At 49.5% G+C, this 25,156-nt stretch carries 36 protein-coding genes; 31 read left to right on the top strand and 5 right to left on the bottom strand.

The annotated features are described in order from the left end of the window. Positions 1-79 precede the first annotated feature (79 nt). Complete coding sequence (locus tag H583_RS0107010) at positions 80-325, bottom strand: NifU family protein (RefSeq protein ID WP_028559841.1); 246 nt, start codon at positions 323-325, stop codon at positions 80-82. An 82-nt stretch (positions 326-407) separates the two neighbouring features. Here H583_RS0107010 and H583_RS0107005 point away from each other — a divergent pair, with 82 nt between their 5' ends. Continuing rightward, positions 408-677: a YuzB family protein gene (locus tag H583_RS0107005; RefSeq protein ID WP_028559840.1), complete on the top strand. Its 270-nt coding sequence runs from the start codon at positions 408-410 to the stop codon at positions 675-677. Positions 678-679: 2 nt separating this feature from the next. Here H583_RS0107005 and H583_RS0107000 read toward each other — a convergent pair whose 3' ends face one another. Both H583_RS0107000 and mqnE read right to left on the bottom strand, forming a co-directional pair. Further along, entirely contained in the window at positions 680-1,741 is a 1,062-nt protein-coding gene (locus H583_RS0107000) for an NAD(P)/FAD-dependent oxidoreductase (protein WP_028559839.1), read from the bottom strand. A gap of 80 nt (positions 1,742-1,821) precedes the next feature. Beyond that, positions 1,822-2,925 (bottom strand): aminofutalosine synthase MqnE, encoded by a 1,104-nt coding sequence (mqnE, locus tag H583_RS0106995; protein WP_028559838.1) that lies wholly within the window; start codon positions 2,923-2,925, stop codon positions 1,822-1,824. Positions 2,926-3,199: 274 nt separating this feature from the next. Between mqnE and H583_RS0106990 the strand changes: the two genes are divergently transcribed. Together H583_RS0106990 and H583_RS0106985 are read left to right on the top strand one after the other, a co-directional pair. Continuing rightward, complete coding sequence (locus H583_RS0106990; RefSeq protein WP_028559837.1) at positions 3,200-3,562, top strand: HesB/IscA family protein; 363 nt, start codon at positions 3,200-3,202, stop codon at positions 3,560-3,562. Between the two features lie 231 nt (positions 3,563-3,793). Continuing rightward, positions 3,794-4,825, top strand: a complete 1,032-nt coding sequence (locus tag H583_RS0106985) for a tyrosine-type recombinase/integrase (RefSeq protein ID WP_028559836.1) — start codon at positions 3,794-3,796, stop codon at positions 4,823-4,825. 79 nt (positions 4,826-4,904) lie between these two features. Here H583_RS0106985 and H583_RS38095 read toward each other — a convergent pair whose 3' ends face one another. Further along, a complete protein-coding gene (locus H583_RS38095; RefSeq protein WP_028559835.1) occupies positions 4,905-5,285 on the bottom strand; it encodes a hypothetical protein in 381 nt (126 codons plus the stop codon). A gap of 281 nt (positions 5,286-5,566) precedes the next feature. On the opposite strand from H583_RS38095, the gene H583_RS0106975 reads away from it, so the two are divergent. The 20 genes from H583_RS0106975 (at position 5,567) to H583_RS0106865 (ending at position 17,670) form a co-directional block, all read left to right on the top strand. After that, on the top strand, positions 5,567-5,911 hold the full coding sequence (locus H583_RS0106975; protein ID WP_028559834.1) for a helix-turn-helix domain-containing protein: 345 nt from the start codon (positions 5,567-5,569) through the stop codon (positions 5,909-5,911). Between the two features lie 693 nt (positions 5,912-6,604). After that, complete coding sequence (locus H583_RS0106965) at positions 6,605-7,414, top strand: hypothetical protein (protein WP_028559833.1); 810 nt, start codon at positions 6,605-6,607, stop codon at positions 7,412-7,414. Between the two features lie 12 nt (positions 7,415-7,426). Next, positions 7,427-7,945 carry a hypothetical protein gene (locus H583_RS0106960; RefSeq protein WP_028559832.1) on the top strand — a complete coding sequence of 173 codons (519 nt, stop codon included), beginning with the start codon at positions 7,427-7,429 and terminating at the stop codon, positions 7,943-7,945. A gap of 27 nt (positions 7,946-7,972) precedes the next feature. Beyond that, positions 7,973-8,899 carry a DHH family phosphoesterase gene (locus H583_RS0106955; protein WP_028559831.1) on the top strand — a complete coding sequence of 309 codons (927 nt, stop codon included), beginning with the start codon at positions 7,973-7,975 and terminating at the stop codon, positions 8,897-8,899. Beyond that, complete coding sequence (locus H583_RS0106950) at positions 8,896-9,252, top strand: hypothetical protein (RefSeq protein WP_028559830.1); 357 nt, start codon at positions 8,896-8,898, stop codon at positions 9,250-9,252. The genes H583_RS0106955 and H583_RS0106950 overlap by 4 nt, the downstream gene beginning before the upstream one ends. After that, entirely contained in the window at positions 9,240-9,530 is a 291-nt protein-coding gene (locus H583_RS0106945; RefSeq protein WP_028559829.1) for a hypothetical protein, read from the top strand. Before H583_RS0106950 ends, H583_RS0106945 begins: the two co-directional genes overlap by 13 nt. Next, positions 9,527-9,883: a hypothetical protein gene (locus tag H583_RS0106940; protein ID WP_028559828.1), complete on the top strand. Its 357-nt coding sequence runs from the start codon at positions 9,527-9,529 to the stop codon at positions 9,881-9,883. Before H583_RS0106945 ends, H583_RS0106940 begins: the two co-directional genes overlap by 4 nt. Beyond that, positions 9,870-10,313 carry a hypothetical protein gene (locus tag H583_RS0106935; RefSeq protein WP_036708774.1) on the top strand — a complete coding sequence of 148 codons (444 nt, stop codon included), beginning with the start codon at positions 9,870-9,872 and terminating at the stop codon, positions 10,311-10,313. The genes H583_RS0106940 and H583_RS0106935 overlap by 14 nt, the downstream gene beginning before the upstream one ends. Before the next feature lie 300 nt (positions 10,314-10,613). Beyond that, positions 10,614-11,033, top strand: a complete 420-nt coding sequence (locus tag H583_RS32175) for a protein-tyrosine phosphatase family protein (protein WP_051236125.1) — start codon at positions 10,614-10,616, stop codon at positions 11,031-11,033. Next, a complete protein-coding gene (locus H583_RS0106920) occupies positions 11,024-11,266 on the top strand; it encodes a hypothetical protein (RefSeq protein ID WP_028559825.1) in 243 nt (80 codons plus the stop codon). Before H583_RS32175 ends, H583_RS0106920 begins: the two co-directional genes overlap by 10 nt. A 66-nt stretch (positions 11,267-11,332) precedes the next feature. Next, entirely contained in the window at positions 11,333-11,488 is a 156-nt protein-coding gene (locus tag H583_RS36530) for a hypothetical protein (protein WP_154665824.1), read from the top strand. A gap of 218 nt (positions 11,489-11,706) precedes the next feature. Further along, entirely contained in the window at positions 11,707-12,099 is a 393-nt protein-coding gene (locus tag H583_RS0106905) for a hypothetical protein (protein ID WP_028559824.1), read from the top strand. Further along, positions 12,096-12,869 (top strand): ATP-binding protein, encoded by a 774-nt coding sequence (locus H583_RS0106900; protein ID WP_028559823.1) that lies wholly within the window; start codon positions 12,096-12,098, stop codon positions 12,867-12,869. Before H583_RS0106905 ends, H583_RS0106900 begins: the two co-directional genes overlap by 4 nt. A 255-nt stretch (positions 12,870-13,124) precedes the next feature. Continuing rightward, complete coding sequence (locus H583_RS0106895; RefSeq protein ID WP_028559822.1) at positions 13,125-14,480, top strand: DnaB-like helicase C-terminal domain-containing protein; 1,356 nt, start codon at positions 13,125-13,127, stop codon at positions 14,478-14,480. A 96-nt stretch (positions 14,481-14,576) separates the two neighbouring features. Beyond that, positions 14,577-15,008 carry a helix-turn-helix domain-containing protein gene (locus H583_RS0106890; protein ID WP_028559821.1) on the top strand — a complete coding sequence of 144 codons (432 nt, stop codon included), beginning with the start codon at positions 14,577-14,579 and terminating at the stop codon, positions 15,006-15,008. Positions 15,009-15,014: 6 nt separating this feature from the next. After that, complete coding sequence (locus H583_RS0106885; RefSeq protein ID WP_028559820.1) at positions 15,015-15,968, top strand: toprim domain-containing protein; 954 nt, start codon at positions 15,015-15,017, stop codon at positions 15,966-15,968. A gap of 5 nt (positions 15,969-15,973) precedes the next feature. Further along, a complete protein-coding gene (locus H583_RS0106880) occupies positions 15,974-16,642 on the top strand; it encodes a hypothetical protein (RefSeq protein WP_154665823.1) in 669 nt (222 codons plus the stop codon). Beyond that, complete coding sequence (locus H583_RS0106875) at positions 16,632-17,156, top strand: accessory gene regulator B family protein (protein WP_028559818.1); 525 nt, start codon at positions 16,632-16,634, stop codon at positions 17,154-17,156. The genes H583_RS0106880 and H583_RS0106875 overlap by 11 nt, the downstream gene beginning before the upstream one ends. Further along, entirely contained in the window at positions 17,153-17,290 is a 138-nt protein-coding gene (locus H583_RS35985; RefSeq protein WP_081667028.1) for a cyclic lactone autoinducer peptide, read from the top strand. The genes H583_RS0106875 and H583_RS35985 overlap by 4 nt, the downstream gene beginning before the upstream one ends. Further along, a complete protein-coding gene (locus H583_RS0106865) occupies positions 17,290-17,670 on the top strand; it encodes a LytTR family transcriptional regulator DNA-binding domain-containing protein (RefSeq protein WP_028559817.1) in 381 nt (126 codons plus the stop codon). Before H583_RS35985 ends, H583_RS0106865 begins: the two co-directional genes overlap by 1 nt. Before the next feature lie 206 nt (positions 17,671-17,876). Here H583_RS0106865 and H583_RS38090 read toward each other — a convergent pair whose 3' ends face one another. Next, a complete protein-coding gene (locus tag H583_RS38090) occupies positions 17,877-18,065 on the bottom strand; it encodes a helix-turn-helix domain-containing protein (RefSeq protein WP_425414505.1) in 189 nt (62 codons plus the stop codon). 156 nt (positions 18,066-18,221) lie between these two features. Between H583_RS38090 and H583_RS35175 the strand changes: the two genes are divergently transcribed. The 8 genes from H583_RS35175 to H583_RS0106830 all read left to right on the top strand — a co-directional run bounded on the left by H583_RS35175 (position 18,222) and on the right by H583_RS0106830 (position 24,875). Further along, positions 18,222-18,791, top strand: coding sequence for a hypothetical protein (locus H583_RS35175; protein WP_154665822.1), 570 nt, complete (start codon positions 18,222-18,224; stop codon positions 18,789-18,791). Positions 18,792-19,070: 279 nt separating this feature from the next. Beyond that, positions 19,071-19,256, top strand: a complete 186-nt coding sequence (locus tag H583_RS0106855; protein ID WP_028559816.1) for a hypothetical protein — start codon at positions 19,071-19,073, stop codon at positions 19,254-19,256. Beyond that, positions 19,253-19,795: a hypothetical protein gene (locus H583_RS0106850; protein ID WP_028559815.1), complete on the top strand. Its 543-nt coding sequence runs from the start codon at positions 19,253-19,255 to the stop codon at positions 19,793-19,795. Before H583_RS0106855 ends, H583_RS0106850 begins: the two co-directional genes overlap by 4 nt. 165 nt (positions 19,796-19,960) lie before the next feature. Then, positions 19,961-20,752: a hypothetical protein gene (locus H583_RS0106845; RefSeq protein WP_028559814.1), complete on the top strand. Its 792-nt coding sequence runs from the start codon at positions 19,961-19,963 to the stop codon at positions 20,750-20,752. A gap of 57 nt (positions 20,753-20,809) precedes the next feature. Next, on the top strand, positions 20,810-21,250 hold the full coding sequence (locus H583_RS0106840; protein ID WP_036708770.1) for a hypothetical protein: 441 nt from the start codon (positions 20,810-20,812) through the stop codon (positions 21,248-21,250). A 19-nt stretch (positions 21,251-21,269) separates the two neighbouring features. After that, positions 21,270-21,422: a hypothetical protein gene (locus H583_RS36520; RefSeq protein ID WP_154665821.1), complete on the top strand. Its 153-nt coding sequence runs from the start codon at positions 21,270-21,272 to the stop codon at positions 21,420-21,422. A gap of 22 nt (positions 21,423-21,444) precedes the next feature. Beyond that, positions 21,445-22,662 (top strand): hypothetical protein, encoded by a 1,218-nt coding sequence (locus tag H583_RS32165; RefSeq protein WP_036708768.1) that lies wholly within the window; start codon positions 21,445-21,447, stop codon positions 22,660-22,662. A gap of 17 nt (positions 22,663-22,679) precedes the next feature. Then, the gene (locus H583_RS0106830; protein ID WP_245585868.1) at positions 22,680-24,875 is read left to right on the top strand and encodes a DNA polymerase; all 2,196 of its coding nucleotides are present in this window, start codon (positions 22,680-22,682) and stop codon (positions 24,873-24,875) included. Positions 24,876-25,156: the final 281 nt, after the last annotated feature.

Raw genomic sequence — 25,156 nt, 5'->3', positions numbered from 1 at the left:
GCCGGATAAAGGCGTTGTTGCGGGCCAGACTCTTTGCTTAAGATGAGCATGTGAGCCGCATAACGGATTCATACATGTCTTAGAATACTTGAACGACCTCTTGAATGCCCTCTACTTCTTCTACAAGGGCACGTTCAATACCGGCTTTCAAAGTGATCGTTGAGCTTGGGCAGCTGCCGCATGCGCCAACCAGCTTCAGCTTCACGATGCCATCCTCTACATCAACCAGTTCAACGTCGCCGCCGTCACGTTGCAGGAACGGGCGCAGCTTGTCGAGAACGTCCAATACTTCATCATAAATTGCGCTTTGTGCGTTTTCGCTCATTGCCATTCACTCCTTTCTTTCTATATTATAATATAAAGTAAGTAAAATGAAAATGGAGCTAACAAGGTTAGGTGACAATATGATTAAACCAATGATTGAATTCTGTGCCAGCAACATGCACCATGGCACTTTCCGGGTTATGGAGAAGCTTGAAGAGAACCCGGAGTTTGAAGTTGACGAATACGGCTGTCTGGGCAACTGCGGCGAATGTTACCTTTCACCTTATGCTCTGGTCGAAGGCGAGATTGTAGCTGCCGAGAAAGTCGAAGAGCTGTACGACCGAATTCTTGCGGCACTCAAACGCCAGAAGGACGACCAGGAAGCATTGGACAAGCTGCTTGATGACATGTAATCTTAACCGAGGTGATGCTTCGACATCCAAAGCACACCGCTTTTCAATACACGCGGCACGTAGCCGATAATGGCCCGCTTGCCCATCATGCCAAAGCCTGATTTTTTGCCCAGAGATCCCAGGACGCCTTTAAGCTTGATATCGCCGAGCTTGCACTCTTTGTTATGCCAGATGGCATGTACAACTTCGGCGATCTGCTTGCCTTGAGCTTCGGCGGCTTGGGCGCTTGGGGAGTAGGGCAGACTTGCACAATCCCCGACAACGAATACCTCCGGGTGCTCGGGAATTTGGTGCAGTTCATTAATAATCAGCCGGCCTTGCGAATCCTTCGGCAAATCCATTTGCTGAACAATAGACACCGGCTGAATACCGGCTGTCCATACCGTAACGTCGGTCTCAATGGTTTTGTCCTGGTTGTACAAAACGCCTTGCTCCAGCTTCGTCAAGGAGACATGGCCGCACATTTCTACATGGTGATTGTAGAACCAGGAGGCTACATATTGCTGGAGTTTTGTCGGGAAGGCGGACAAGATATTGTTGCCGCGGTCCAGAATGCGGATATTCAGATCCGGCCGGCTCTCCCTAAGCTCTGCAGCGACCTCGACACCGCTCAGCCCGCCGCCGACGATCGTGACTTGCCCGTAAGGCTTCACATCGCACAGCTGGCGGTACGTCTCACGCGTGGCTGAGAATGTCTGAATAGAGGTGGAAAATTGCTCCGCCCCTTCAATACCGTGATAACGGTCCGTACAGCCCAGAGCAATGGCGAGCCCGTCATACTCAATCGGGTCTTGGCCTTCCATCTGGACGGTACGGGTATTAAAATCAACGCCGGTGACTTCCCCGAAAGCAAGCTTCAGGCGAGGGTCAGTCGGGAACTGCACTCTAAGCTCCATGTCAGAGGCTGTTCCCGCTGCTAATGCATAATACTCTGTCTTCAGTCCTTGAAAAGGCATCCTGTCAATTAAGGTAATTGTCACATCGTCTGGAATCGTATCTTCAAGCAAGCTTTGGACGAGCGTCAGCCCGCCGTAGCCGCCTCCTAAAATTACAAACCGTTTCATGTGTATCCCAACCTTATCTGTTTGGCTTTACTGAATTACTTCCATGACTTCCGGCCAGTTCTGCATTAGTATGTGCTGATTTACTCGTACACTTTCACTTCATTATAAAAGGTATCGCGCTCGATCGGTATCCGTCCGGCACCCTTGACGAGCCAGATCAGATCCTCACGGGTAATCCCTGCCGGAGTAAGGGCGCCTGCCGCATGGCTGATGCGCTCTTTGACAATCGTTCCATGCACGTCGCTGGCTCCCATAGCAAGGGAAACCTGGGTAAGCTGCGTACCGATATTGATGAAGTAAGCTTTGATATGTTGAATGTTATCCAGCATCAAGCGGCTGATCGCGATGGTCTTCAAGTCTTCAAAAGCCGAGTTGCGGCGTCTGATGCCTGCTTTCGGATTGATTGGCTGCATGGAAAGCGGGATGAATACCATAAAGCCATTTGTTTCATCCTGCAGCTCGCGGATGTGCATCATATGCTCAATGCGCTGCTGATGCGTTTCAATGGAGCCGTACAGCATCGTTGTATGCGTGCGCAGCCCAAGCTCATGAGCGGTGCGGTGAACCTGCAAATACTCGCTTACATCGGCCTTGTCCACGCGCATTTTTTTACGGTACTGATCGGATAGAATCTCCGCGCCACCGCCTGTGAGCGTGCCGAGCCCGGCCTTAATCAGTTCTTCCAGCACTTCCTTGTAGCTGAGGCCGCTAATTCTGGAGAAGAAATCAATCTCTGCCGCCGTATAGGCCTTCAGGGTTACCTCAGGAAAACGCTCCTTGAGCGCTTTGAGCGAGTCTACGTAGTATTGAAACGGGACATGCTGATTGTGCCCGCCGACAATGTGGAACTCACGAACGCCAGGGTGGAAGTGCTTCTCTACATATTCAATCATCTCAGGACCGCTCAAGGTATAGGCACCTTCATCTCCCTGATCTTTGCGGAAATTGCAAAACGCACAGTGCGATTCACAGACATTGGTAAAATACAGGCTCATGTTTTCTATAAAATAAACCTTTTTGCCATTCTTGCGAAGATTGACCTCATTGGCCAGCTGACCGACAGTCAATAAATCATCGGTTTGGTACAAAAATATACCGTCCTCTAAAGACAGGCGCTCGCCATGACGAACTTTCTCGGTAATCTCCTGAAATCGTTTCTCTGGTGTAGTCAAGACGATGTTCATGACCGAAACCTCCTTCAATTACCTCTCATTTCAATAATAAACCTTTTAGAGCCAAAGCAACAAGACCGCGATTTCCACCTGATGACAGGCAGGAATGCGGTTTGTGAAAAAAGTAACAAGCGATACTTTAAAGTGTTAACTGTCCCCATTATAAACCCCTTGTCAAGCAGCGGCAACAGGAAAGTGCTGAACCGGTGTCATTTGGAATGGTTGAGAGAAATTTAAATGTGCAGTATACTAAAGGGGTAAGACAGTCAGGTCAGGAGGGATATCCATGATTGAAATCAGCTCAGCTGCAACAGCAAGAATTAAAGATATGCTGCTGGAGGAAGAAACGCCAGGTCTGTTTCTGCGTGTTGGTGTAAAAGAAGGCGGCTGCTCCGGATTTTCCTATGGAATGGGATTCGATGACGAGCAGCACGATAATGATAAAGAACTGTCCATTGAAGGCCTGAAGGTGGTCGTGGATGAAGATAGCCTGAAATATCTGAACGGCTTGCAGATTGATTTCAAGGAATCGGCAATGGGCGGAGGATTCACAATCGAGAATCCGAACGCAACCGCTACCTGCGGCTGCGGCTCCAGCTTCAGAACAGCTACCGATGCGGGCAAACCGAGCGAAGCGGGCGAGTGCTGATTCCAGTCACCGCAAGGGATTTCGGGATTTTCAACGGTGGTTTTCACGGTGATTTATATCGGATTGCTTAACGTTGGCATTGACGGTGTAGGGTTGATAATTACAACGGATTTTTGAGCGTTATCAATCCCGAAAATGTATAATAACAATCCCTAAATGTCCGTTTATGGGTTGCTAATTACGCCTCTTAACGATCTGTCTCGTACAGATAACCGTTAGGAGGCGTTTTATTTGGCTTTAGCAAAACGTAAGAGGAAGATTCAAATTACCCGAATTGATTTTCCGGAATTAACGCTACAAGAAGCGTTAGATATGGTTGTTGCCACGAAAAAGGCTGAGGGGCTTCGTGAACGTACGATTAATGATTATGTCAAGGACTTTATTTATTTCACGGACTGGTTACGTAAATTTCATCCAAATATCACAATGGTTCACGAACTCTCTCCGGCAATATTCCGTGATCACATTGCATGGATGAAATACGAAGCGCGAAGATACGAGAATCACAAGTACAATAATAAAAAGGATCACGGTGTGGGGCTGTCTGACACAACAGTTAACATTCGGCTCCGGGTTCTCAAGGCGGTTTTCAACCAACTTGAACGGGACGGATTGATTGGAGAGAATCCGATTGCTGGCGTAAAACTCTTACGCCAAGATGTGGATTTAACGAATTGCTTAACGGACGACGAAGTTAAATCGATATTAGCACAGCCCAATCAAAGAGACTTCGTTGGCTTTCGTGATTATGTTGCAATCGTCCTGCTGCTCGATTCTGGATTACGTATTTCCGAATTATTAAGTCTACGTCCGAGCGACGTCGATTTTCAATCTCGGTTCATCGAATTACCGGGCGAACGGAACAAGAACCGGAAGCCGAGACTTGTCCCTATATCCTCACACTCGGTCAAGCTGTTACTACAGTTAATTGGTGAGAATAAACAACACTTTACTGTAGACAAACTATTCTTGTCCGTAAACGGAGAGCCAATAAAAGCTAACCACTTCAACAAACGATTGAAACACCATGCTGAGAGGGCTGGAGTTGTTGAGAAGAAAAATACGGCACACGTGTATAGGCATACTTGGGCAAAGAACATGATATTGAATGGCTGCGATCCATTTACATTACAAAAGCTCGGTGGATGGAAGGATATTCGAACATTGCGTAGGTATATTCAAATGGATACAAAAGAGATGCGGGCAAGTCACGATAATTTTACGCCTGTAAATAGTTTAGTTCGTGGTGCAAAACGCCACTAATATCTAACCAAAGCCCCGTACACTACCGTCACGATCCGGATTAAACCGGGCAGTCAACGGTAGCTGTGCGGGGCTTTTCTTATTTTGTATACGTAATAGGGTACCTGTTGAGGCAACGGCGACACTTTACATTTACAGCACCTCTTACTACGACAACATCGTGAGAACAGTTTGGGCACGGAACTTTCTTACCTGTGGAGAAACTTGCTGCAAATAGAATTAAACTGAAAATGATTCCAAAAATAGCTCCGATCGGAAATAAAAATAGTAAGAACACACTCGCCGCGAGTAGGAACAAACCTAACCCCATTGACGTTATATCTAATTCAGGCTTACTTGTATTAATTGTATCTACATGTGGTTTAACCTGAGTGTCACTACCCTCTAGCATACTTCCACAGTGTTTACATTTTATTGCCGCGTCTTGTATCTCCTCCGCGCAATAAGGACACGTCTTCATACTCATGACCCCTTCTACGTTTTCCTCTATTTTACCACTTTTCGCCAATCGCTACTATACGTAATCACGTTTTAACCCGTCCAGCACCGTCAATTTACGCATCCAACCCGTTTCCCCTACGTTAACCCCTCCAGGAGCCTCCTGTCGCTAATTTCCCGCCAATTTCAAATAAATTTACGGAAAAGTGTGCGAACCATGCTACAAGCGTCGTATTAACAGATATAGCCGCAAAAACACAAGGAAAAGCCCGTTATTCCCGAAAGGAGGCGTAATCAAATGTCATGACCGCGCCGCAATCGGATTCATCCCGTATCTTCCTCCGTTTCTACACCGATGCCATCCGATCCGGTCTTATCGCCGACCTCGGGGCCGACCGGTTACAAACGTTGCTAGTTATCGCCTCGTATATGGACCATACAGGCCGCTGCTACCCGACACAGTGGGCGATAGCGGAAGGGCTGTCCGTAGCGCGGGAAACGGCAAATAGGCGGGTCAAAGCGCTGCTTTCGTACAGATGGCGGGGCGAGCCGCTGGTGACCGCGGAGAAACAGAAACGGACGGATAAGCAGCATTGGGCAAACGTGGTGTATACGGTGAGGACTGACGCTGTGGTATCAATATTTTGATACGGCAAATAACCGTGTGACGCGGATATCACACGGCAAACGTCACACGGCGGACGTCACACTAACTAGAACCATAATAACAAGAGCCATTATAACGAGAACCATTAAATAATACCGAGATTGAAAACCTTAGCTCAGTAAGGAAAATCGCCTTACTTCGCGACTATTATAAACAAAACCGAATCACTAGCCTTTAAAGGAATCGTAGGTAAAGTACCTTACTTACGGATTTACACGAAATTAAACTCGGAGGTGGTTACGGAGAATTTACGGATTTGGCGTAGAGGGAAGTGGTGTTCCCTCGGCCTTGTCCGCCCCTCGCGATACATGCTTACCACTTAAAGTGGATTCGCACGGCCAGCACGATAAGGGATCGCACTAGCACAGGACTGAGCGTCAACGTTAGGGATATTTCATCCCGTGTGGCACGCAGCGCTATGGTCATGCTACCGCCTCCTTTCGGAAGGGCAAGGTTTTGCCGTGGGCAAGCCCGTCCACAAAACCGGGAAGTTCCCGCTAATCTATGCAACCTACTAGGAGTTGCCTAAATTTTACCACGAATTACCTAAATCGTAAAGGAGCGTGTTGATATATCTAGTGGTGATATTTCGTTTCTCGTATTTATCGCAGGTTGGATAGCGTTGGAGGCAGCCCTTGCGTTAATTAACCGAAGAAAGGAGGCGAAGAAGACGGATGACAACGACGGAAATAACAACGTTTGATTATGGACAGCTCGACGGAAAGACCGCAGACTTCCTCCGTAGCAAAGAGCGGAAAATGCGTGAGATCGTCGGCAAGGCGTATACGGAGCTTGGGCGAGAATTGAAAGAGGCGCAGGAGGCCCTAGCTGGAAACAATCAATATGATGGTTATTTTGAGCGATGGCTTTTGAGCATAGGAATGAACCGAATGCAAGCCAGTAGACTCATCCACCGTTACGTGCTTGTAACAAAATGTGACGAGCAACAGGAACTACTCGAAGACCTTCCCGTATCCCTCACGTACGAGATTGCGAAACCCTCATCCGGGGACAGTGAATCTAAACGGCTAGCGAAATCAGCCGTCCTATCCGGCGACATCACGACGTTGCGGGAGTACCGCGAACTCCTAGCGAAACTAGAGGCGGAGCAAACTGCTCGTAAAAAGGCCGAATCTGACTACGAAGTTTTACGAGACACTATCGAAGCCGTAACGGAATCTGAACGCGAAGTCAAATCCGAATTAGAGGCACTCCGTGCCCGACCTTCTCCGGATGACGGCGTTTATCGCATCGACACAAGTACGGAGGTTGACGGATCGGCAACATTATTCTCAACAGACGTGCGAGATTTCGTAAAGAGGTACGCTTTCCTTCGCCACTACGAGATAGAGTTCCGTACGATCAATCAGGAGTCGGCGGCGGAATACCATAGCGCACTTGAGGGATTACGTAGTTTTGTAAACGATATTCAGCGGGTACTTTCGTTCTCGCAGGCAAAAGACGGAATCATAATCGATATGTAGGGAGATGACGGAATGAACGTAAGTATTAAAGTAACTACGGGTGGGCGTCTCGCGCTCATCATGGATAACAACGAAACGACACAGCGGGCGGCATTGACTTTTACGCAGATGTTGTTAAGGGCGAATATTACGGGAGTTTTCAACGTACCTAACTCGTTCCCAGGACTGTCCGGAGAAAAGCCGGAAACCACTCGCAAGAGGGAGGCGGAGCAAAAAGTACAATATACCATGAACAAGCCGACTCAGGAACAGATGTATGCGAAATGGGAACGGCAGCGGGCGGACGCAAAAGGGTACTTGGAAGCGTTAATGGACGAGTGGGGTTTCGATATGACAAATAAAGCAGATTACGTTAAAGCTTGGCGGAGGGCGTACCGTTTCCTGCACGTTGACACCAACTATAGGCCGAATGAAGCCGCAGATATGCCTTACGGAAAAGTCAAGTCACCGACGAAGCTCAATCGGATTTTAATGGACGGTATGGGTGAAAAGCTGATCGAATCTCTTAAATTGAGAGTAAAGGTACGTTAATTTAAAACCCCCGAAGGAGGACGTTAAATGTCCCGAATTAAACTGTTTACACATACGGACCTGGACGGAGTAGGCTGCGCAGTAGTGGCGTGGCACGCATTCGGAACCGCGGTCGATATCGAATATTGCGATTACCCCAACGTGAACGAAAAGGTGGCAGCGTTCCTGGACGATCCAGGACAACTCGGACTTTATGACGAGGTTTTCATTACGGATATTAGCGTAAACGAAGAAGTAGCCGAGCATATTGACGCGGATAACTCGCTTACGGCACGTAAATGGAGGCTGCTTGACCATCACGCGACTGCCGAATGGCTTAATCGATATGAATGGGCCACTGTACTTGTGGAGGTGTACGAGTATCACTCGGATAGCACCGTTAAGCAATCCGGGGCACACATGCTTTACTGGCGAACGGAGGGAGACTTTATCTCGGAGATTGAGCCGTTTATCGCTGCCGTCCGCTCCTACGATACCTGGGACTGGACGAAGACTGGCGATACGGCCGCGAAGGACCTTAACGATTTGTTCTGGCTTATCGGGCGTGATCGGTTCTTGGAACGTTTCGTGGCCGATTTGTCCGTTACACTTACGGAGTCTGAACGAATGCTGCTCGATATTGAGCGTGAGCGGATCGACCGCTACAAAGAGTCGAAACTCCACCAGGTCACCGTAAAGCAAATCGGCGGGTATACGGTAGGCATCGTTTTCGCGGACCGGTATCAATCGGAAGTCGGCAGCTACATCGTCATGGAGCGGGCCGATATCGATTTCGTCGCGATGATTGATCCGGCACGCAGCGTAAGTTATCGGAGCGCAGACGGCCGGACCGACGTGGGACTTTTCGCTAAGAGCCGCGGCGGTGGCGGTCATAAGCACGCGGCAGGGTCGCCAGTAACCGATGAATTACGGCAAGCAATTATCGATACTATTTTCGGAGGTGCTACGAATTGAAATCGATCCCTATTACGAAGTCATACGCTCTTTCCGCCGACGACCACAACTTCGTGCTGCAACGTAAGCATACCGTAGACCCAACGAAGGCTCCCGGATACAAGCCTGATCCCGCAAAATCCCCGCCAATTAGCCGCGAGACGTGGCGGGATATAGGTTGGTACCCCTTGACGCGCGGCGGCCTTATTTCCGCGGTGGAAATCGCCCTGCTGCGGGAGGTTAACGGGACGACGGAGGCCACGACGTTGGTCGAGCTGCTTTCGGAGTATACGGCCGAGACGGTGCGGCTGCGGGAGATTATTGTGAAGACGGTGAGTCCGTTGTTTCCGGAGGTGTTCGAATGTACGCAATAGCTCGTATTCTCGATGGGATTGAACAATATGTCCACGGGGTTAAAGGGTATACCGACGATATCGGTTGTGCCGAAATCTACGAAGAGGCTCCGAAACTTCTTAACGATGGCGAATACGTAGTCGTAGTCTGCGGTCATTGCGAGAATCGTATTGATAAAGGCGCTCAGTATACGATGCTTGGCGATGGTGACGTGTTGTGCGAAGAGTGTGCCGCTGACATCGAAGAGCGGAGATTCGAGCAGTACGACGACTGGACGAAAAGGGAGGCGCTGGCATGACAGAAAAGCCTATAGTTTCGGTTCGTAATTTCGCAGCGGATCGGGCGATTTGCGAAGCGGCGACGGAGGGACCTTGGACGGCAGACGGAAGTTACGTAGAAATTCCTGATGATTTTTACGTAGGTGAGCGCGGACCTTTAGCGTACGGAGGCGTCGAGGGCGGTGACGAAAATGCCACGTTCATTGCCGAAGCCCGCACCGGATGGCCTGCCGCTTTGGACAGGATTGCGGAGCTGGAGGCAGTTGTACACCGAATAGCAACATTCAAGCCGGAGAACTTCACGTCAGACAAACGAATGATTGCGGAGTTACAGAGACTTGCAAAGGAGGCATCGGCAAATGACGCAAGATAACGGCAATCTCTCGTTAGACGAACTCCGCGCGGCTGCTAACGAAATGTCCCTGCGTCACTGGGGCGTGCCGTTTACGGGTACTCTCAATTTGACGAACCGTAGATGGAAACGTACCCACGGTATGTTCCTTCGTTGGGCGAGCGATCCAGCCCGTACAATGATACAAATGTGTACGAGTATGAATGCGTCGCGTCCGCGAGAAGAGGTATTAAAAACGTTGCTTCACGAGCTGGTACATTGGCGTCTATATACGACGGGCGTCCCGTGTCGCGATACCGACCTCGAATTTGTTGCGGAGTGTGTTCGTGTCGGCGCATCAATTTCGCAAACAAAATCGGCGCAGGCGGCCTACAAACGATATTTAGCGATAAAAGGGTACGAAGAGAGGACGGGACGTAGCTATGACGAAAACACCGAAGACTCTGCGTAGATTAAACCAAATACTGTCAATGTCGTTAATCGTTGCGGTAGTCTTGGCCGGTTGCGGAACGGAGTCTCGAAAATTAAGTGCAGAATATCTTCGTACTGAGCCGCTGGAGGGCTGGAGCAACTCGGAAATTGCAGTATTAGGCACAACGGATGGGAGCGAAATTAAACTGATAATCAGCTCTAGCCTGGATAAACTCGCCGTAAAAGGTACGAAGTATTGCGTAACTTACGGGAAGACTTTCGGCGGTTCGCCTGGTTATCACATAAAGAGTATGACACCACAAACGGAAGGTGAATGCGAATGGTAGCGAAAAAGCCGAAGAAATCGGTCAGCCCTCGTATCACAGCCGAGCAGCGCCGCGACTGGCGGAACCTATCAATCGGACACTGGAATACGATTACGATTACGGAGTATTTCCGGGACATGAACGAGGACCATTACGGACTGCCCGCGGCCGAATATCTTCCTATGCGGAATTGGTCGGCCGAGTCCGGCATGATCAAGCGGGCATTGACGGAGCATGGTTCAGAGGTTTTACGACGAGCATTTGACGAGTGTTTCCATACGTACAAACCGACGAGGGAGTATCCGTATTTAACCGCCGGGTTCGCGGTTAGTTACTTGATTAACCGGATGGTTCCGAAGATTAAGGCGGATTTGACGGCCGAAGCCGTAACCGAATCAAAGCCGGACTATGAGGCGGTAAATACGTGGTTTTAAGCGGGATGACAGCGGCAATTCAGGCGTTGGCTGCTTCCGGAGGGGTAATCGTAAGCAACAAAGGACGACGGTTAAAAGCCGGTGATTTAGCGCCAATTACGAAGCTTGGCCGATATGCCGTGAGCTGCCGGAACGTTGCGGTTACCGACTCGGAGATTAAAGGCGAATGGACATGGAAATCCGCAAATGTTCACGGAATCGTCACAGAAACCGCCGGATCTGTGCGCAATTAAGATTTTATACGAAATCCTTTTTGCGCCGGTATTTGTTACGATAAATAACGTAAGGGAGAGAACGGTGTGAAGTTAGCGATTGATTACGTCGGCCGTCCGAATAGTCTGCTGTTAGATTTGGCGGATATTGCGAGGGAGCGCGGCAATGAACGATTGAGACGGATTTGGTTACGAAATTATTTCCGTAGAAGTGACGAAATGAAACGGAGGGTTGCGGTGTGAAAAGTGGCGCATATTTACCGGAAGATATTTACGCGATTAAACGGGGAGAACTCATCTTAGGATTTGTTCGTGCTTCGGACGCTCAGGAAGCATACATGAAAGGGATCGCTGTCTTCGGACAATGCACAGCGGCTACTCAATATATCGTTGTTCACGATTAGTCGAAGTTTACCAGAATCGCTTAAATAGATACAGTAAGAATAAAAGGAGGATGAGACGTGTATACGGAGGAGATTGTAGCGAAGTGGCATACGATGAAACGGCATCAACGTAACGCTTGGGTGGCGGAGGTCGTATTCGGATGGAGCAAGGACCGTGTGAATGACGCTATATACGCCTGGGAGAACGGGGTTTGTGGCGTGGAGTCCATTCCGGATTACACAAGCGAGAATTTTTCGGATGTACTCAACGCCGTGCCTGGTGAGTTGTTTATTTATCGTTACGAGGACAGTTCGGAGTATGTCGCCTCATTCGGCCAATCAGACGATGAAGACTTCCCGGAATGCGGGGAGACTCCGTTCGAAGTATATCATCAAGGCAAGTCGAATTCGTTGGCTGATGCGGTATGTTTGGCGGCAGTTATCGCTAAGTTGAGGGAGGCGGTACATTGAGTCATGCGGATAAATGCGTTCTGGCTCGGCTCTGTACACTACGGGAAGGCCCGAAATGTTCTACGCTCTGCGGCTCGTATATCGCCATGCACGGGCATAACGGAGAGGGCGGCCGGATCGGGAACGGGAATTTACCGGCGGCGTATCTGCTGGTTACGTTAGACAATAGCCCGGCACGCACGGAGCAGTCCGAGATATATGGCAGCCTATCAGTATACGTGCGGACTTTCACGCGGCAATTCGGTGACGAAACAAAGCCCGAGCCGATCAAGTCGTTATACCTGTATAGCCGCACGCCAGGAACCGGTAAAACAACGACGGCGGCCGCGCTGCTCTCCGAATGGATCACAGTCCATTACGTAGGTTCTCTCCGCCGAGGACAGCAACCTGTCGAGCGGCCAGCGTACTTTCTTGATATCAACGGTTGGCAGACGGATTATAACGAGTTCAACCGGCCGCGGGTACCGGAGCATATCGCGGAGCCTGCTGCCGCCCGTTACTATGCCGCGAGACAACGAGCAATGACCGTTCCATTCGCTGTGTTGGACGATATCGGCGTCCGGGAGCCGACGGAGGGATTCCGGGCTGATCTGCATTCCGTAATCAATGCGAGGGTGACGGCGGGGCTTCCTACGGTGTATACGAGCAACGTTCCGTTGGATGAGCTGCATACGGTTTTCGGTGAGCGGCGGCTCGCGGATCGGATACGTGACCTCTGTATGGAGTTCACGTTCAAGGGCGAGAGTCACCGCGGGATGCGAAAAGTTTAAACGTGAGAAAACGGGAGTATTCGGGAGATTTACGAAGTTCGGAATTTCATCCACAGACTCGACGCACGTACTTGACAAGCGAAATATATGGACTTTGCGGAAATAATAATACTATATGGACATAATGTAAAGATTCGACATACTTCGACAATCAATCATTTATATTAACTTCACCAGCAGAATAAACGAAAATCACCGAATTTGCGGTTTGAAAGATTTGGCATAGCTAAAGTAAACTACGGAGGTGAAGAAACAATGTCCAGTTACGGGCAACAGTTTTTGAGTAAGGTTATCGACTCCGGCGACCTTTCCGCATTCACCCGTTGCGGAATTACGCGGGAACATTTCGTGACCGCAGCGGAAAAAAGCGCAGTCGATTACGTTTTTGGTTACGCAGATACAAACGGGGGCCGCACGCCATCTTACGCCACATTTGCAGCCGAAAATCCGGACGTAATGTACATCCCGGACGTGACTGACGAGTTTACGTTTCTGGCCCGCGAGCTAAAGGATTCGTATGGTAAGCGGCAGTTTGCGGAGTTGATTAATAAAGAGGTCGGCGGTATGTATGAGACGATGCGGGCGGACGAATTAATTTCGTCGTTGCAGGATCGGCTTGAAAGTATTAAAATCGGAGTAAGAACGAATGTTCCTATCGGGAACGATATAACCTTATCCGGGGAACGTTTCATGACCGAGTACCGTTCCCGTAAAGAAGGCCGATCATTTAAAATATGGCCGTCAAAATTTCCGACCATTAACGTTAAGACTGGCGGATACCTCTCCGGAAATATGTATACGTGGTATGCGAGGCCGGGACGAGGTAAGTCAGTGATTACAATGGAAGAGGCGATTGAATCCGCTTTCCATGGCGCGGTCGTACTAATTTGGGCGCTGGAGATGTCTACATTTGAATGGATGGCGCGGGCTTATTCGTCCATCTCCGCACGGAGCGGCGTTGCTACGGCTACCGTTGCAGGCGTTGATTATACGGCGGGCTTCGATAACCTGGCGATGCTTATGGGCCGCCTTCCAGAGGATTTTGAACGGGGGTTGGAGGAGTTCGTGACTACGTTGAATGACGTAATACCTGGGCGGATTATCCTTCGGGCGATCGACGAAGCGGACTTTTCGGACAACTCGATAAGACAGCTTGAGGCGGATATTCTCGAAACAAAGGCAGATGTCGTCGTAATCGATCCGATTTACTATATGGAGTTTGAGTCCAATACGTCTAAGACTGCGGGCGGCGATGTGGCTGCAACGAGTAAGCGTATCCGTAAGCTTGCCGGTAAGACCGGTTCAGTCATTCACGTGATAACTCAGGCTGACGAAAATGCGGCCGAAAAGGGAGATGATGGAGTCCGGGAGCTGAAACCGCCGAAACGTGCCGAGATCAAGAAGACGAAAGCTGTACTTGAGGACGCAGCCGTAACGTTTGGGATTGATACCATTAACGAAGAAGGCCGCGGGATCATTGAACTTGGGAAGGGAAGGTCTGGCGGTGAGGATACTCGTGTCGAGCTGATTTATCTTCCTAATTACGGGATTGTACGGGAGTTGGTGGATACTGGCGGGGCTGAGACGGGTCAATTTGTTGGGATTTTTTAAAATTATCACTTCGTGAAAAAAGGAAATGTTTACAAACGATAAAAATAGATGTATTATATCCTCATAAGAAATAAAATAGTTTCTTTGGAGGATAAAATGACAGGAGAATTAATCAGAGAAAAAAGAAAGCAGAGAGGACTAACCCTTAATGAACTGTCCTCTTTGTCAGGAATCAGTCCTTCGCAGATAAGCAAGATTGAGCGGGGAGATAGTGAGCTTACTAATGATACATTTTTGAAACTTCTAAAAGCGATGAGACTCCCCGAAGAAGAAGTGCATGATATTGTTAATAAGCACGTTCTTGAATATTATATTTTACTTAATTTCTACTCGGAATCAGTAAAAGAAGCAAGAGCTAGTTATGTGGCAGAGAAAGAGACTCGTGATGATTTTAAAAAGGTGACTTCTGATTGGATTTTTGCTAGCGAGCCAACACTAACTTACTCCGAAGTCGAGACGTTGTCTTCAGAACTTGAGGATTTCTATAACGTTAGGTTACGCCGCTTAAAACTAAACAAAGAGGAGTGATCGCCTTTGAACGTAGACGTCCGCGCCGAACTCGAAGCCTACGAATGGCACCGTGCAACCTGGACTGCCTCGTACCTGCTCGCATGCTCCCCGTTTCGCCGCGATGACGACCCGTCCTTTTACATATATTACGAGGACACGGCGACCGCGCGGGCTGGATATTGGGGCGACAGAGGTACGGGCGAAACCGGGGCACTCACGGAGCTTATCGCCAGGCTCAACGGGATTGGATACGATGAGGCTGGCGAATATCTCCGGTTAAAGTACGGCGAGGATGAGTCGGGATCTGATTTACCGGCGCTGCGGATACCAAAGTTATCGACCGAAGCCACCGTATTCAAGCCGCTGGACATTTCGATATTGGACCCATTCAAATTCCGGTCACCGTATCTTGGCGGTCGGAAGATATCCGAAGCCGTACAGCGATTGTGCCGGATTGGTTACGATAAATCACGTAAAGCAGTTACTATCCCGATATTTAGCGGCGATGGGACATTAGCTAACGTGAAATACCGGAGGGTCGATACGAAACTATTCTGGTACGAACGGGGAGGCCGCCCGATCCGAGAGTTATTATTCGGCCTCGACGTAATCTACCGGAGAGAATGTAAACGGGCCGTGATCGTCGAAGCCGAGATTGACGCCATGACCGTAATGACGGCGGGCTTCCCTGCGGTAGCTACGATGGGTTCCGCGTTTAACCGGTACAAAGCCGATTTGATCCGCCGGAGTCCAGTCGAGGAATTAATTGTGATCCGAGATAACGATGCGGCGGGCCGAAAGTGGCAGCGGGCTATAATCGAAGAGCTGCGCGGCGACGTAAAGGTATCGGTGGCGACCGTTAACAGCCGCTATAAAGACGTAAATAAAGCCGCGACCGAGAGTAGCGTCGATCAGGTCGCCCGATACGTAATCCGACGCCATACATTAAGAGAGATAAAAATAATGTTAGGGGCGTAATCGACGTGGATTACTTATTATTTACGGGAGCATCTGTATTGGAGTACGTGGCGGTCTTCGCCTTCATGTTCGCACTTTTCCGGTTTCGGATTACGAAGCGGCTCGCGGTCACCGTTTTAACCGTATCGCTCATGATGAGCCAGGTTTCATACTTTACGCGGGCCATTCCGCAAATCGGTGAGATGTCATCGTTTATCCAACTCGCGCTTTATATCATCGTACTATGGATATTGTTCCAAGTACCGTTCTTTTACTCTATCGTAATGAATTTCGCCGGATTCGCGATAGTGGTCGTCGTTCAAGGACTCGCGCTTCTCGCATTCCAGTTTTTCGGCGGGGTAACGGCCGACGTGGTAAAAGGCTCCGTGCTGCTCGGGTCCGGCGTGCAGGTATTATCGTCACTTATCGAAATTGCCATCGCTTACGCAATCGTTCAACTAGGCGGAGGGTTTAACTTTGTGCCGACCTCCCGCCGTACATACACGAGATTCAACCGGTCAAACGTGCTGATACTCGTAATAATTCTAGCTACGGTTATGCTTGCGGCCACACTCGCGTACTTGCTCGGCAATAACTTCGATGCTTATGTAATATCGGCCTGTGCGGTATTTGCCGTGACCATTCCGGCCTACCTATACGTGGCCCTACGAAAGGAGTATGAGGATGCTATATAAGTATGCGGACGGACTCCGGCAGCGTATCGAGGACAACGGCGTAACGGCCCCGTCGACGGCGGTGATCTACTACGCGCTGCAAATCATTGTGAATACGGTGACTATCGCGGGTGGCGCGTTGTTGGTCGGAATGATAACGGGAGAGTTCGGGCGGGCGGCGCTGGCAATCGTCTCGTTCGGAGTGATCCGATACCTTTCCGGAGGATACCATCTAAAAGCGGGATACCTATGTATCGTCGTATCTACGGTGTTGCTATCGATACTTCCGCATCTAGCGTTTTCTATCGTTGCGATTAAAATTATGACGATTCTTTCCGTAATCTCTTTCGCCCTCTTCGCTCCTTCCAACTATGACAAATACGCTAGGATGCCAAAACGGTATTATCCGCTGCTCAAAATTGTATCTACCGGACTCGTGGCGGTTAATTTCGTAATCTTATCGGATGTCCTGGCGATGACATATATAATACAAGCGGTGCTATTACCGCTAGGAAAAGAGAGGCGTAAAATATGAAGAAGAAGTTTTATAAAGTAGTTGCCGCAGCTTTAATCGGGGTGTCATCGTTGTTTGTGCTGATGGGGTCGTATGTATTTATCCATAAACCAGAGATTCCGGCGGAGTTGAGAGGTCCGGAAAAGGAGGACTAATGACGAAAATTACTGTTGTTAAAAAGATAAGCCGGACAGAGTTCGAATTGGTCGAGATTGATGAGGTGGAGGACGTATTATACGTTTGTGTATACGACGGGATACTGCATTTTCAGACGCAGGAAGGCCAGTTCAAACAGATTTCTACGCTGGAGGAGCAACAGAGATACGCAGAGAAACTCGGCTACGTAAAGGTGGAGCGCGGCTATTTGGTGAACATGGCGAAGGCGGTATCGTACGATCCGAAGCATCATTTGATTGATTTCGGGGAGGGCGTACGGAAGGTGCCGGTATCCAAACCGTTCCGGTCAAACGTACCGGAAAGCATCTATTTGCGAGAAAGTCAAGTTCTATTTAATATATTAAATGGTTTATCCTGAATACCGGAAAATGCAAGACTGATTAGGTAAATTGTGGTTTAATAGTAATAGATAATTATACCACTTATTACGATAAGCAGTCTGCACGATTCCAATTCAGTGAATTTACCTTGACAACTTAAATTGGAAGTGGTAAAGGAATTGTTTGGAAATAGGAAGTAAATAAACGAAGTTCTCAGATGTGAGAACTTCCGTCGGCCGAGCGCTTATTCATCGGCCCATAAGACGAGGTCACGTGGGTGGACTCCAAGCGCATCCGAAACAGGGATAGCGATACGCAGCGGCATGTCTTTGGAATAGTCTCGCGTAAATCTGGACAGAGTCTTTTCGTTCACGTCCGCTTTAATTGCGAGATCCCGCTGCGACCACCCGCGCTCGTCTAAAAGGTCGGGAATAAGGCTGCGGACGATTACTTTCCCATCGTTGCGCCTCCGGAAAACAAAGGTTCAAAATTATTTTAGCATAAATTTCCGCAAAAGTGTGCGAAACACTAAGCAGATGTCGTATTAACATGTATAAGACAAAAAGGAGTTGAAAATATGAGGCCTTGTTTGGATGAAATATACCCCCTCTATAAAAAAAGAATAAAGGCTATGTCAAAGGTTTATAGCATGAAGAGCAAAGTTCCAGAGGAGGAATTTTACAGTCACTTATCAGAAGTGTTATGGGTTGCAGTCGACAACTACGATATAGACAAGAGCCCTTCTTTAGATGGTTGGATTTCAAAGTTATTAAGAAACAAAGCGACTGATTTGATGAGGAGAGGAGAAAAAACACATTATCGAAGGTTCTTGTTAGTTTTAGATAAACCTTACGATAGAGATAATGAAGACGCGCCAACGTTAGAATTATCGGACGAAATCAATATAGAAGATACTGTATTGAGAAAAAAAGAAGCCGACCAGCGCCAACTGATCGACTTCCTTGTAAATAGTGACCCTTCCCAGGTCGACCCTGACACAAAACTAATTGTATCACGGTTTCCGCAGTACCCATCCATCACGGCGCTCGCCAAAGCGCTAGGACTTCACCACGAGGTTGTTAAACGTAAGCTCCGCAGATTAGCACGTAATTACGACGCGAATCGTTTTGGTGACTATCGCGATTATCTTATCGTTTAACTTCGAAACACCGGCGGTCAGTTACCCGGCCGCCAACCGTTCCACTTCTCATTATACGCGAATATTACATTTAATAGCAATACGGCGTATAACCTGCGAGGACCTAACGATTAGGCATTACGTTAGGAAAGCTCGCAAATGCTTACGATACTACCATTATACACGTTATGTATGTTTTGACGCATTGGTAATCATTGTATTACAACTTGTCTCGTTTCCTATTATAATGTGCGTTTGCCTGCTTTGTCAACGAATTTACCACGGGAGGCCTGTTTAATTATGCAAAAAATTACGAAATCCACGGAAAAATCCGATAAATGGCGTTCAATCATCGAATCAACTACGATTATTCGCGAAGACAGTTACGAAGATAGCGAAACACTCCGTAATAACCCGCAAGTTGGCTCGACTCTTATGTCGGCGCTCCATCGGCGCGGTTCGCTGAAAGGGGTGCGGCTCGGATGACTCCGTACAACTTTACCGGGAAGGTAACCGTAAGCCAGCACGCAGTTGATCGTGTAATCGAAAGGTTTGGCGTAGAAAAGACGAAGGCGGAACAGTGGGTCCGCGATAACGTTAAAAAGTCCCGCTATGTATCAACAGTTCTCGGAGAAGACGGAAGTCTCGTACGGTTGTTCACTTTCCAGCGTGTGGCTTACCTATTAAATATCGAAGTTGATCGCGTTGTTACTGTTTATTCCCGACATTACGCTCCGTCAGACCTATCACAGCGGGTCCGAAAGTTAATCATGTCAGAACTTACGAAGTTTGAGCGTAAGGAAGCCGTTACCGAGCGTGCGGTCAACGTAGAGAAGGCGAAGTTGGCGATCGAGGTTGCGAAATGTAATTATCGGATGTTGGTTACGCCAAGTAAAGCGGTTCTACGGGCAAACACGAGCCGTGTGCGGGAACTGAGTGAAAGAATCGCGGAGCTGGATCGGCAACTCGCGGCCGTCCGTAAAGAGAAATCGGAGATTGCGAAAGGGTTAATTCCGTATCTATAGCCGAATGGGACGAAAGTCCCTCCGTCGGCAGCCGTATCTTACCGGGAACACTCCGTTAGGGTCCGGCTGCGGGCGGAGGATCGCATGTAAAAACGTATCGGTCACGAACCGGTAGAGCGTGCGTCTGATTCCCGACAAAACTATACGTAAAGGATGCGTGATTGAATGTCAATTTTTTCGAAAATGGGCGCAGAAGCAGCAGAGGCTACGAACGATAACAGTAATGGAAAAAACAGCCCGATAGTGCCCTTCAAAAATGGGTCTGAGTACCGCGTAGTTGTCCGTTCCATTAACGATGTAGCCGAGTATTACGGGTATGGCATTTTCGGGAAGGTAAACACTTTCGTTCCCGAAAAGCCCGCCGAACGTAACAGAAACGGTTATGTGACCGGGAACCCTTCGGTATGGGATCAAGCTGCGGACTTGATTTACGCTGACGCCAGAGCCGCCAAAGATGCGGGTAATGCGGCGTTGGATGAAGAGCTACGTAAGGAAGCACGGCTGTATCGTGGTAGTAAACGAAATCTCCGTGCGTTTTACGATTTGACTACGAAAAGGTACATTGTGGTCGACCTGTCTTCCGCACAAGAGGCGGTCGTCAAGGATACGATTGCGGAAAACGCAGAAGACCTCGGAGAATTAGCGTTCAAACTTACGAAAAAAGGGTCGGGAACTGGAACTATCGTGTCTCTATCGCCGATTCTCAAGGTTACTCGTGACTTATCCGCCGATGAGCAGGCGGCGTTGTCTGGCGTAGACAGCGTTAAGCCATTCGAGCTGTCCGAGTTTGAAACGTGTTTGTTTGTCGCGAACAGGGAGGAACAGACGAAGAATCTCGTCATTGCCGGATTTGATATCGGTCGTCTCGGATTGAGCATCGGAGCCAACACGGCCGCCGAACCGGAAGCCCCGCCGATTGACGAGTCTGCTCCCGTACCAGATACGGCCCTGTTCTAACCGCGAGCGGGCGGTTCATCTCCGCCTTGCTTACGGAATTACTACGTAAAGGAGACGATGACTACGGCACATGTAACGGAAATTACCGGAAAGTATTCCGAACTTATCGCAAAGGCCGCTTTGATGGCGGCAGGCTGGACGATTCATGAGTCGGTAACGGACGAGGCGTACGACGTGTTGGCGACGGACCCAGTTAACGGGCGTGCCACGAAGGTACAGATTAAAACGATCCGCCGCCGGGCCGACCGTGAAAAAGGGAACCGCCCCGAACTCGTTATCTATGCGAAGAAAGGTGATGGGACCGCATACGACCGCGCCGAGGCTGACTATATCGTTGGTGTGTGGGCGGACAACGGTGAAATCCCCCGCGTGTATATGCTAGAGAACGAGTGTAAGACGGAGTATTGGGCAAACGAACAAACGGCAGCTAAACGTTGGGTAGAACTATCCATTACGTTTGATCGAACAGTTTTCACTACCGCAGCGGATGCTTCGTGACCCTGCGGAGGTTCCTACCGTGTCTTCGTGCGAATACTGCCGAGGTGACGAGGTGTGGCGTATTGATGACGGGGACCAGTTCGTACATGTCGGCAGGTGTGCGAGAGAGTACGCTTATGAGCGTGTTTACGACAGCGCCGGAGTTATTAACGAGAACTTAACGATAAATTAACCGAAAAGGGAGCGATTTGTAGATGGCGAAACTTAACGTAACAATTCCGGCTAATGAGGTTGTAATCGAGGGCGCGACTTATCGTAAGGTTGACCGGGCGGCTGCGGCGGGCGACGTTGTTAAAATCACGGAGGAGGATGCGCACGATAGCGGTGCCCTTACGTTTGATGCGTTTTACCGTGTTGAGCGTATGGACAGCGCTCATGACCCGCAGATCATCGATAATTACGGGGACGAAATGGATTTGTGCGGATGGGAGTTCGAAGTTTACGAAAAGGTATCGGAGCCAGTCCGCCGCTTGACCGTCGGAGATTACGTGAAGGTTACCGATGATAAAACTTCGTGGGGGCACACGAGAGAAGGCGTGACAGTCGGCGAAATCCGTGAAATCGTCTTTGTCGATTCGAGCGATTGCCCCTTCCGTGCTGAAAGACTTGACGGTACGGGCCGCGTTTGGTTCCGTGAAGACGCGCTTGTCCTCGCAACCGAAGCGGAAGTAGCCGAAGCTAAACGGAAGATTGCGCAGACCTCCGATCCACGGAGCCAATTCGCAAAGGGCGATAAGGTGCGGTTGGTTAGCGGCGGCGGTGATCACCCGCTCTACGGGTGTCCTAACGGCAAGGTTTACGAGGTTAAGGATCCGTACACAACGATGCACAGTGGGACACGAGTTAAAATAACACGTACTGACGGTGTAGGCATAGGTTTCGCACTCCCGTCCGAAATCGTAAAACTCACCGCAGAGGAAATCGAAGCCCTCGATCGGATTCCTGTCGGAAGTTACGTGAGGGTTCTGACTGACGAAAAGGACCTCCCGAAAGACACTATCGGTAAAGTGACGGTGGATGACAAAGACAGCCGCCCGTATCGCGTTGAGCCGTTGGTCGGACGCGATTGGGATTGGTACCGTAAGGACCAACTCGAAGTCCTTACGGAAGCAGAAGCGGAACAAGCCGCCGAGGTCGCGAAATGGGCCGCAATTGGTCGTAAGGTTAACGAGTACAAGGCGGGCGATATCGTTAAATACGTAAAAGCAACAATCCCTCACGGACTGAACGAGCATGTCGGTATTACAACGGAGATTAGTAGTGTGAAAGACTGGGGCAATCCGATACGTCTCGTAAAGCCTTCGTATATCTCCAGCAGCGTAGATACGTGGACTAGAGTGGAGTCGCTGGAACTCATCGTACCCGTCGAATCCCGTTTTGATCGCTCCAAGCCGAAAGGAGGCGCCGCGTAATCGAAATTAAGCTGACGTTGAATATACGGAGTCCTGGGGCGGAGGACAAGGCGGAAAAGTCGGACACGGCCGTGAAGGATGCGGTCGGGCGGCGGAAATCTGCGGAACCTGAATCGTTGGACGCCGCTTGGCAACGGATTTTAACGATGAAGAATTCGGACAGTGATACGGAAAAGCTCCGTGCGGTCCGTAAGGCGATGACGGATGGACTAATAGGCAGAGTCCCCTCCCTCGCCGCCAAACGGTTCAGCAAGGCGGAGGCGCTGCGGTTGTGGACGGATTTGGCCGAGCAGAACCGGGCCGAGACGTTGAGGAAGATGGTCGAAGAGACTCCGGATAACTACGAGCTAATTACGGGGACTGCACAGTTCCAAACGTTGCTTTCGCAATTGGCTTCGGAAGAGATCATTGCGGTAGATACCGAGACAACTGGCGTAGACGTATATACGGATAACATCGTAGGTATTTCGTTGACATTACCCAAGGCGGATATTCACGTTTATATTCCGGTGGACCACGTAGGTATCGAGCAGATATCGCGGGAGTACGTTTTACGCGAACTGGCTCCGATCCTTGGCCGCAAGGATATCGGCAAGGTACTGCACAACGCCATATTCGATATCGCGATGTTCCGGAGACACGGGTACGATCTGCGGGGAGTCGTATGGGATACGATGACGGCTATGCACGTGCTAAACGAAAACGAACCGTCATTCCGCCTCAAGGATTTGGCTCCGAAGTACCTGCGAGTACCGTCGGATACGTTCGATTCCTTGTTCGGTAAAAACGCGCAGTTCCGCGAGGTTCCGATTGACATTGCGCTTGTTTACGCGGCAAAAGATACGGATTTAACATGGCGTATGTATAAGTTCCAGCGGTTCCATCTCGAAAAAATACCGAGCGTGCTGGAATATTACCGAACCGTCGAGGTTCCGTTGCTTCCCGTAATAGTAGATTTGGAGGCTAACGGGTATGTTTTGGACTTGGATTTCGCGAGGGAGTACGGAAAGGAACTCGGAGATAGGGCGGAGCTATTACGTGATGAGCTTATCAAAATATTAACGCCCTTTCACGAAGGTCCTGACGTAATCAATCTGAACTCCGGGCCGCAGATGAAAACGGCGCTATCGAAAGCTATCGGCAAGGAACTCCCGAACATGGACGCCAAGAAGACGTTGAAGCCGATCGCAGGGCAGCACGCCGTTATAGAGAAGCTTCTGGAGTACCGGAAGATTACGAAATTGAGCGGTACTTACATCGACGCATTGCCGGAGAAACAAAATCCGACAACGGGCCGCTGGCATTCCCGTTTTAATCCGATGGGAACCGTTACGGGGCGGTTTAGTTCCGGCGAGGACAAAGAAAACGCAAACTCATCGCAATTTAACGTTCAAAACCAGCCGTATGAGGCCCGCCGTATGTTCGTGGCTCCTCCGGGAAAAGTCCTGGTCAGTGCAGACTTTAAAGCGCAGGAGATACGGTGCGTTGCGTATCTGAGCGGTGAGCCTGCCCTAGTGGACGCGTTCGATAACAACATCGATCCTTACGCAAATATGGCGAGCAAGTATTATAAGCGGCCATACAACGAAGTCAATAAGAATCCGGACGGGAGCGATACCGCCGAACGTAAAGCGATGAAGGTCGGATGGCTGTCGATGTTGTATGGAACGTCAAAATATACACTGGCGGAACAGTTGAAAACGACGCCGGACGAAGCTGCCCGTTTTATGTCCGAACTGTTCGAGTCGATGCCGGTATTGCACGCATGGATCAAGGCAAACGAGGCGTTCGCGGAAAAACACGGTTTCGTATGGATGGATAAGCAACAGCGGAAACGGCGGCTCCCCGACGCCACAATAAAGGCGAAATGGGGCGACCGGGATTCGTTCCGACAGAAGAACCGTGCCATGCGGCAGGCTACGAACGCCCGCGTACAAGGGTCCTCGTCCGTACAGACGAAAGTTACGATGATTAAGGCGGACAAATATTGTAAGACGCGGGAAGGCTGGCGCATGTGGGGAACCGTTCACGATGAGCTGATTTTCGAGATTCCGGAGGATTTTACGCGGGAGGACATCGAGCAGATTAGGAGGCTCATGACGGAATCGTATCGGTGGGGCGACGTGGCTAACGGTACGGATATCGAGGTTATGCGCAGATGGGGCGAGGGAATGTCGGTTGACGAGTGGTTCACGAATAGAGAAAACGTATAAGGGAGGCGGTCTAATTGAAAATCACGGAAACGACGCCGAAAGTTGAACGGACATTTAACGTTGAGTTGACGGAGCAGGAGCTAAATACGGTGTACCTAGCGCTGATACTGAGTGATAACGCGGGGCTAGAACACGCATCACAATGTTTAGGACTGCGAATGATGACCGCACGAGAGTTTACGGATTTTTACTCAATTCTACGTACACAGGTTTTGAACAGCGGAAAGGAGGCGGTATAAATCTCAATATTCACACGTATTGGAGCCGGAGCCATTTCGACC

The sequence above is a fragment of the Paenibacillus pinihumi DSM 23905 = JCM 16419 genome (assembly GCF_000422505.1).
Lineage (GTDB): Bacteria > Bacillota > Bacilli > Paenibacillales > Paenibacillaceae > Paenibacillus_D > Paenibacillus_D pinihumi.
The sequence above is the reverse complement of the archived record's forward strand: the minus strand, read 5'-3'. Positions and strand labels throughout refer to the sequence as shown.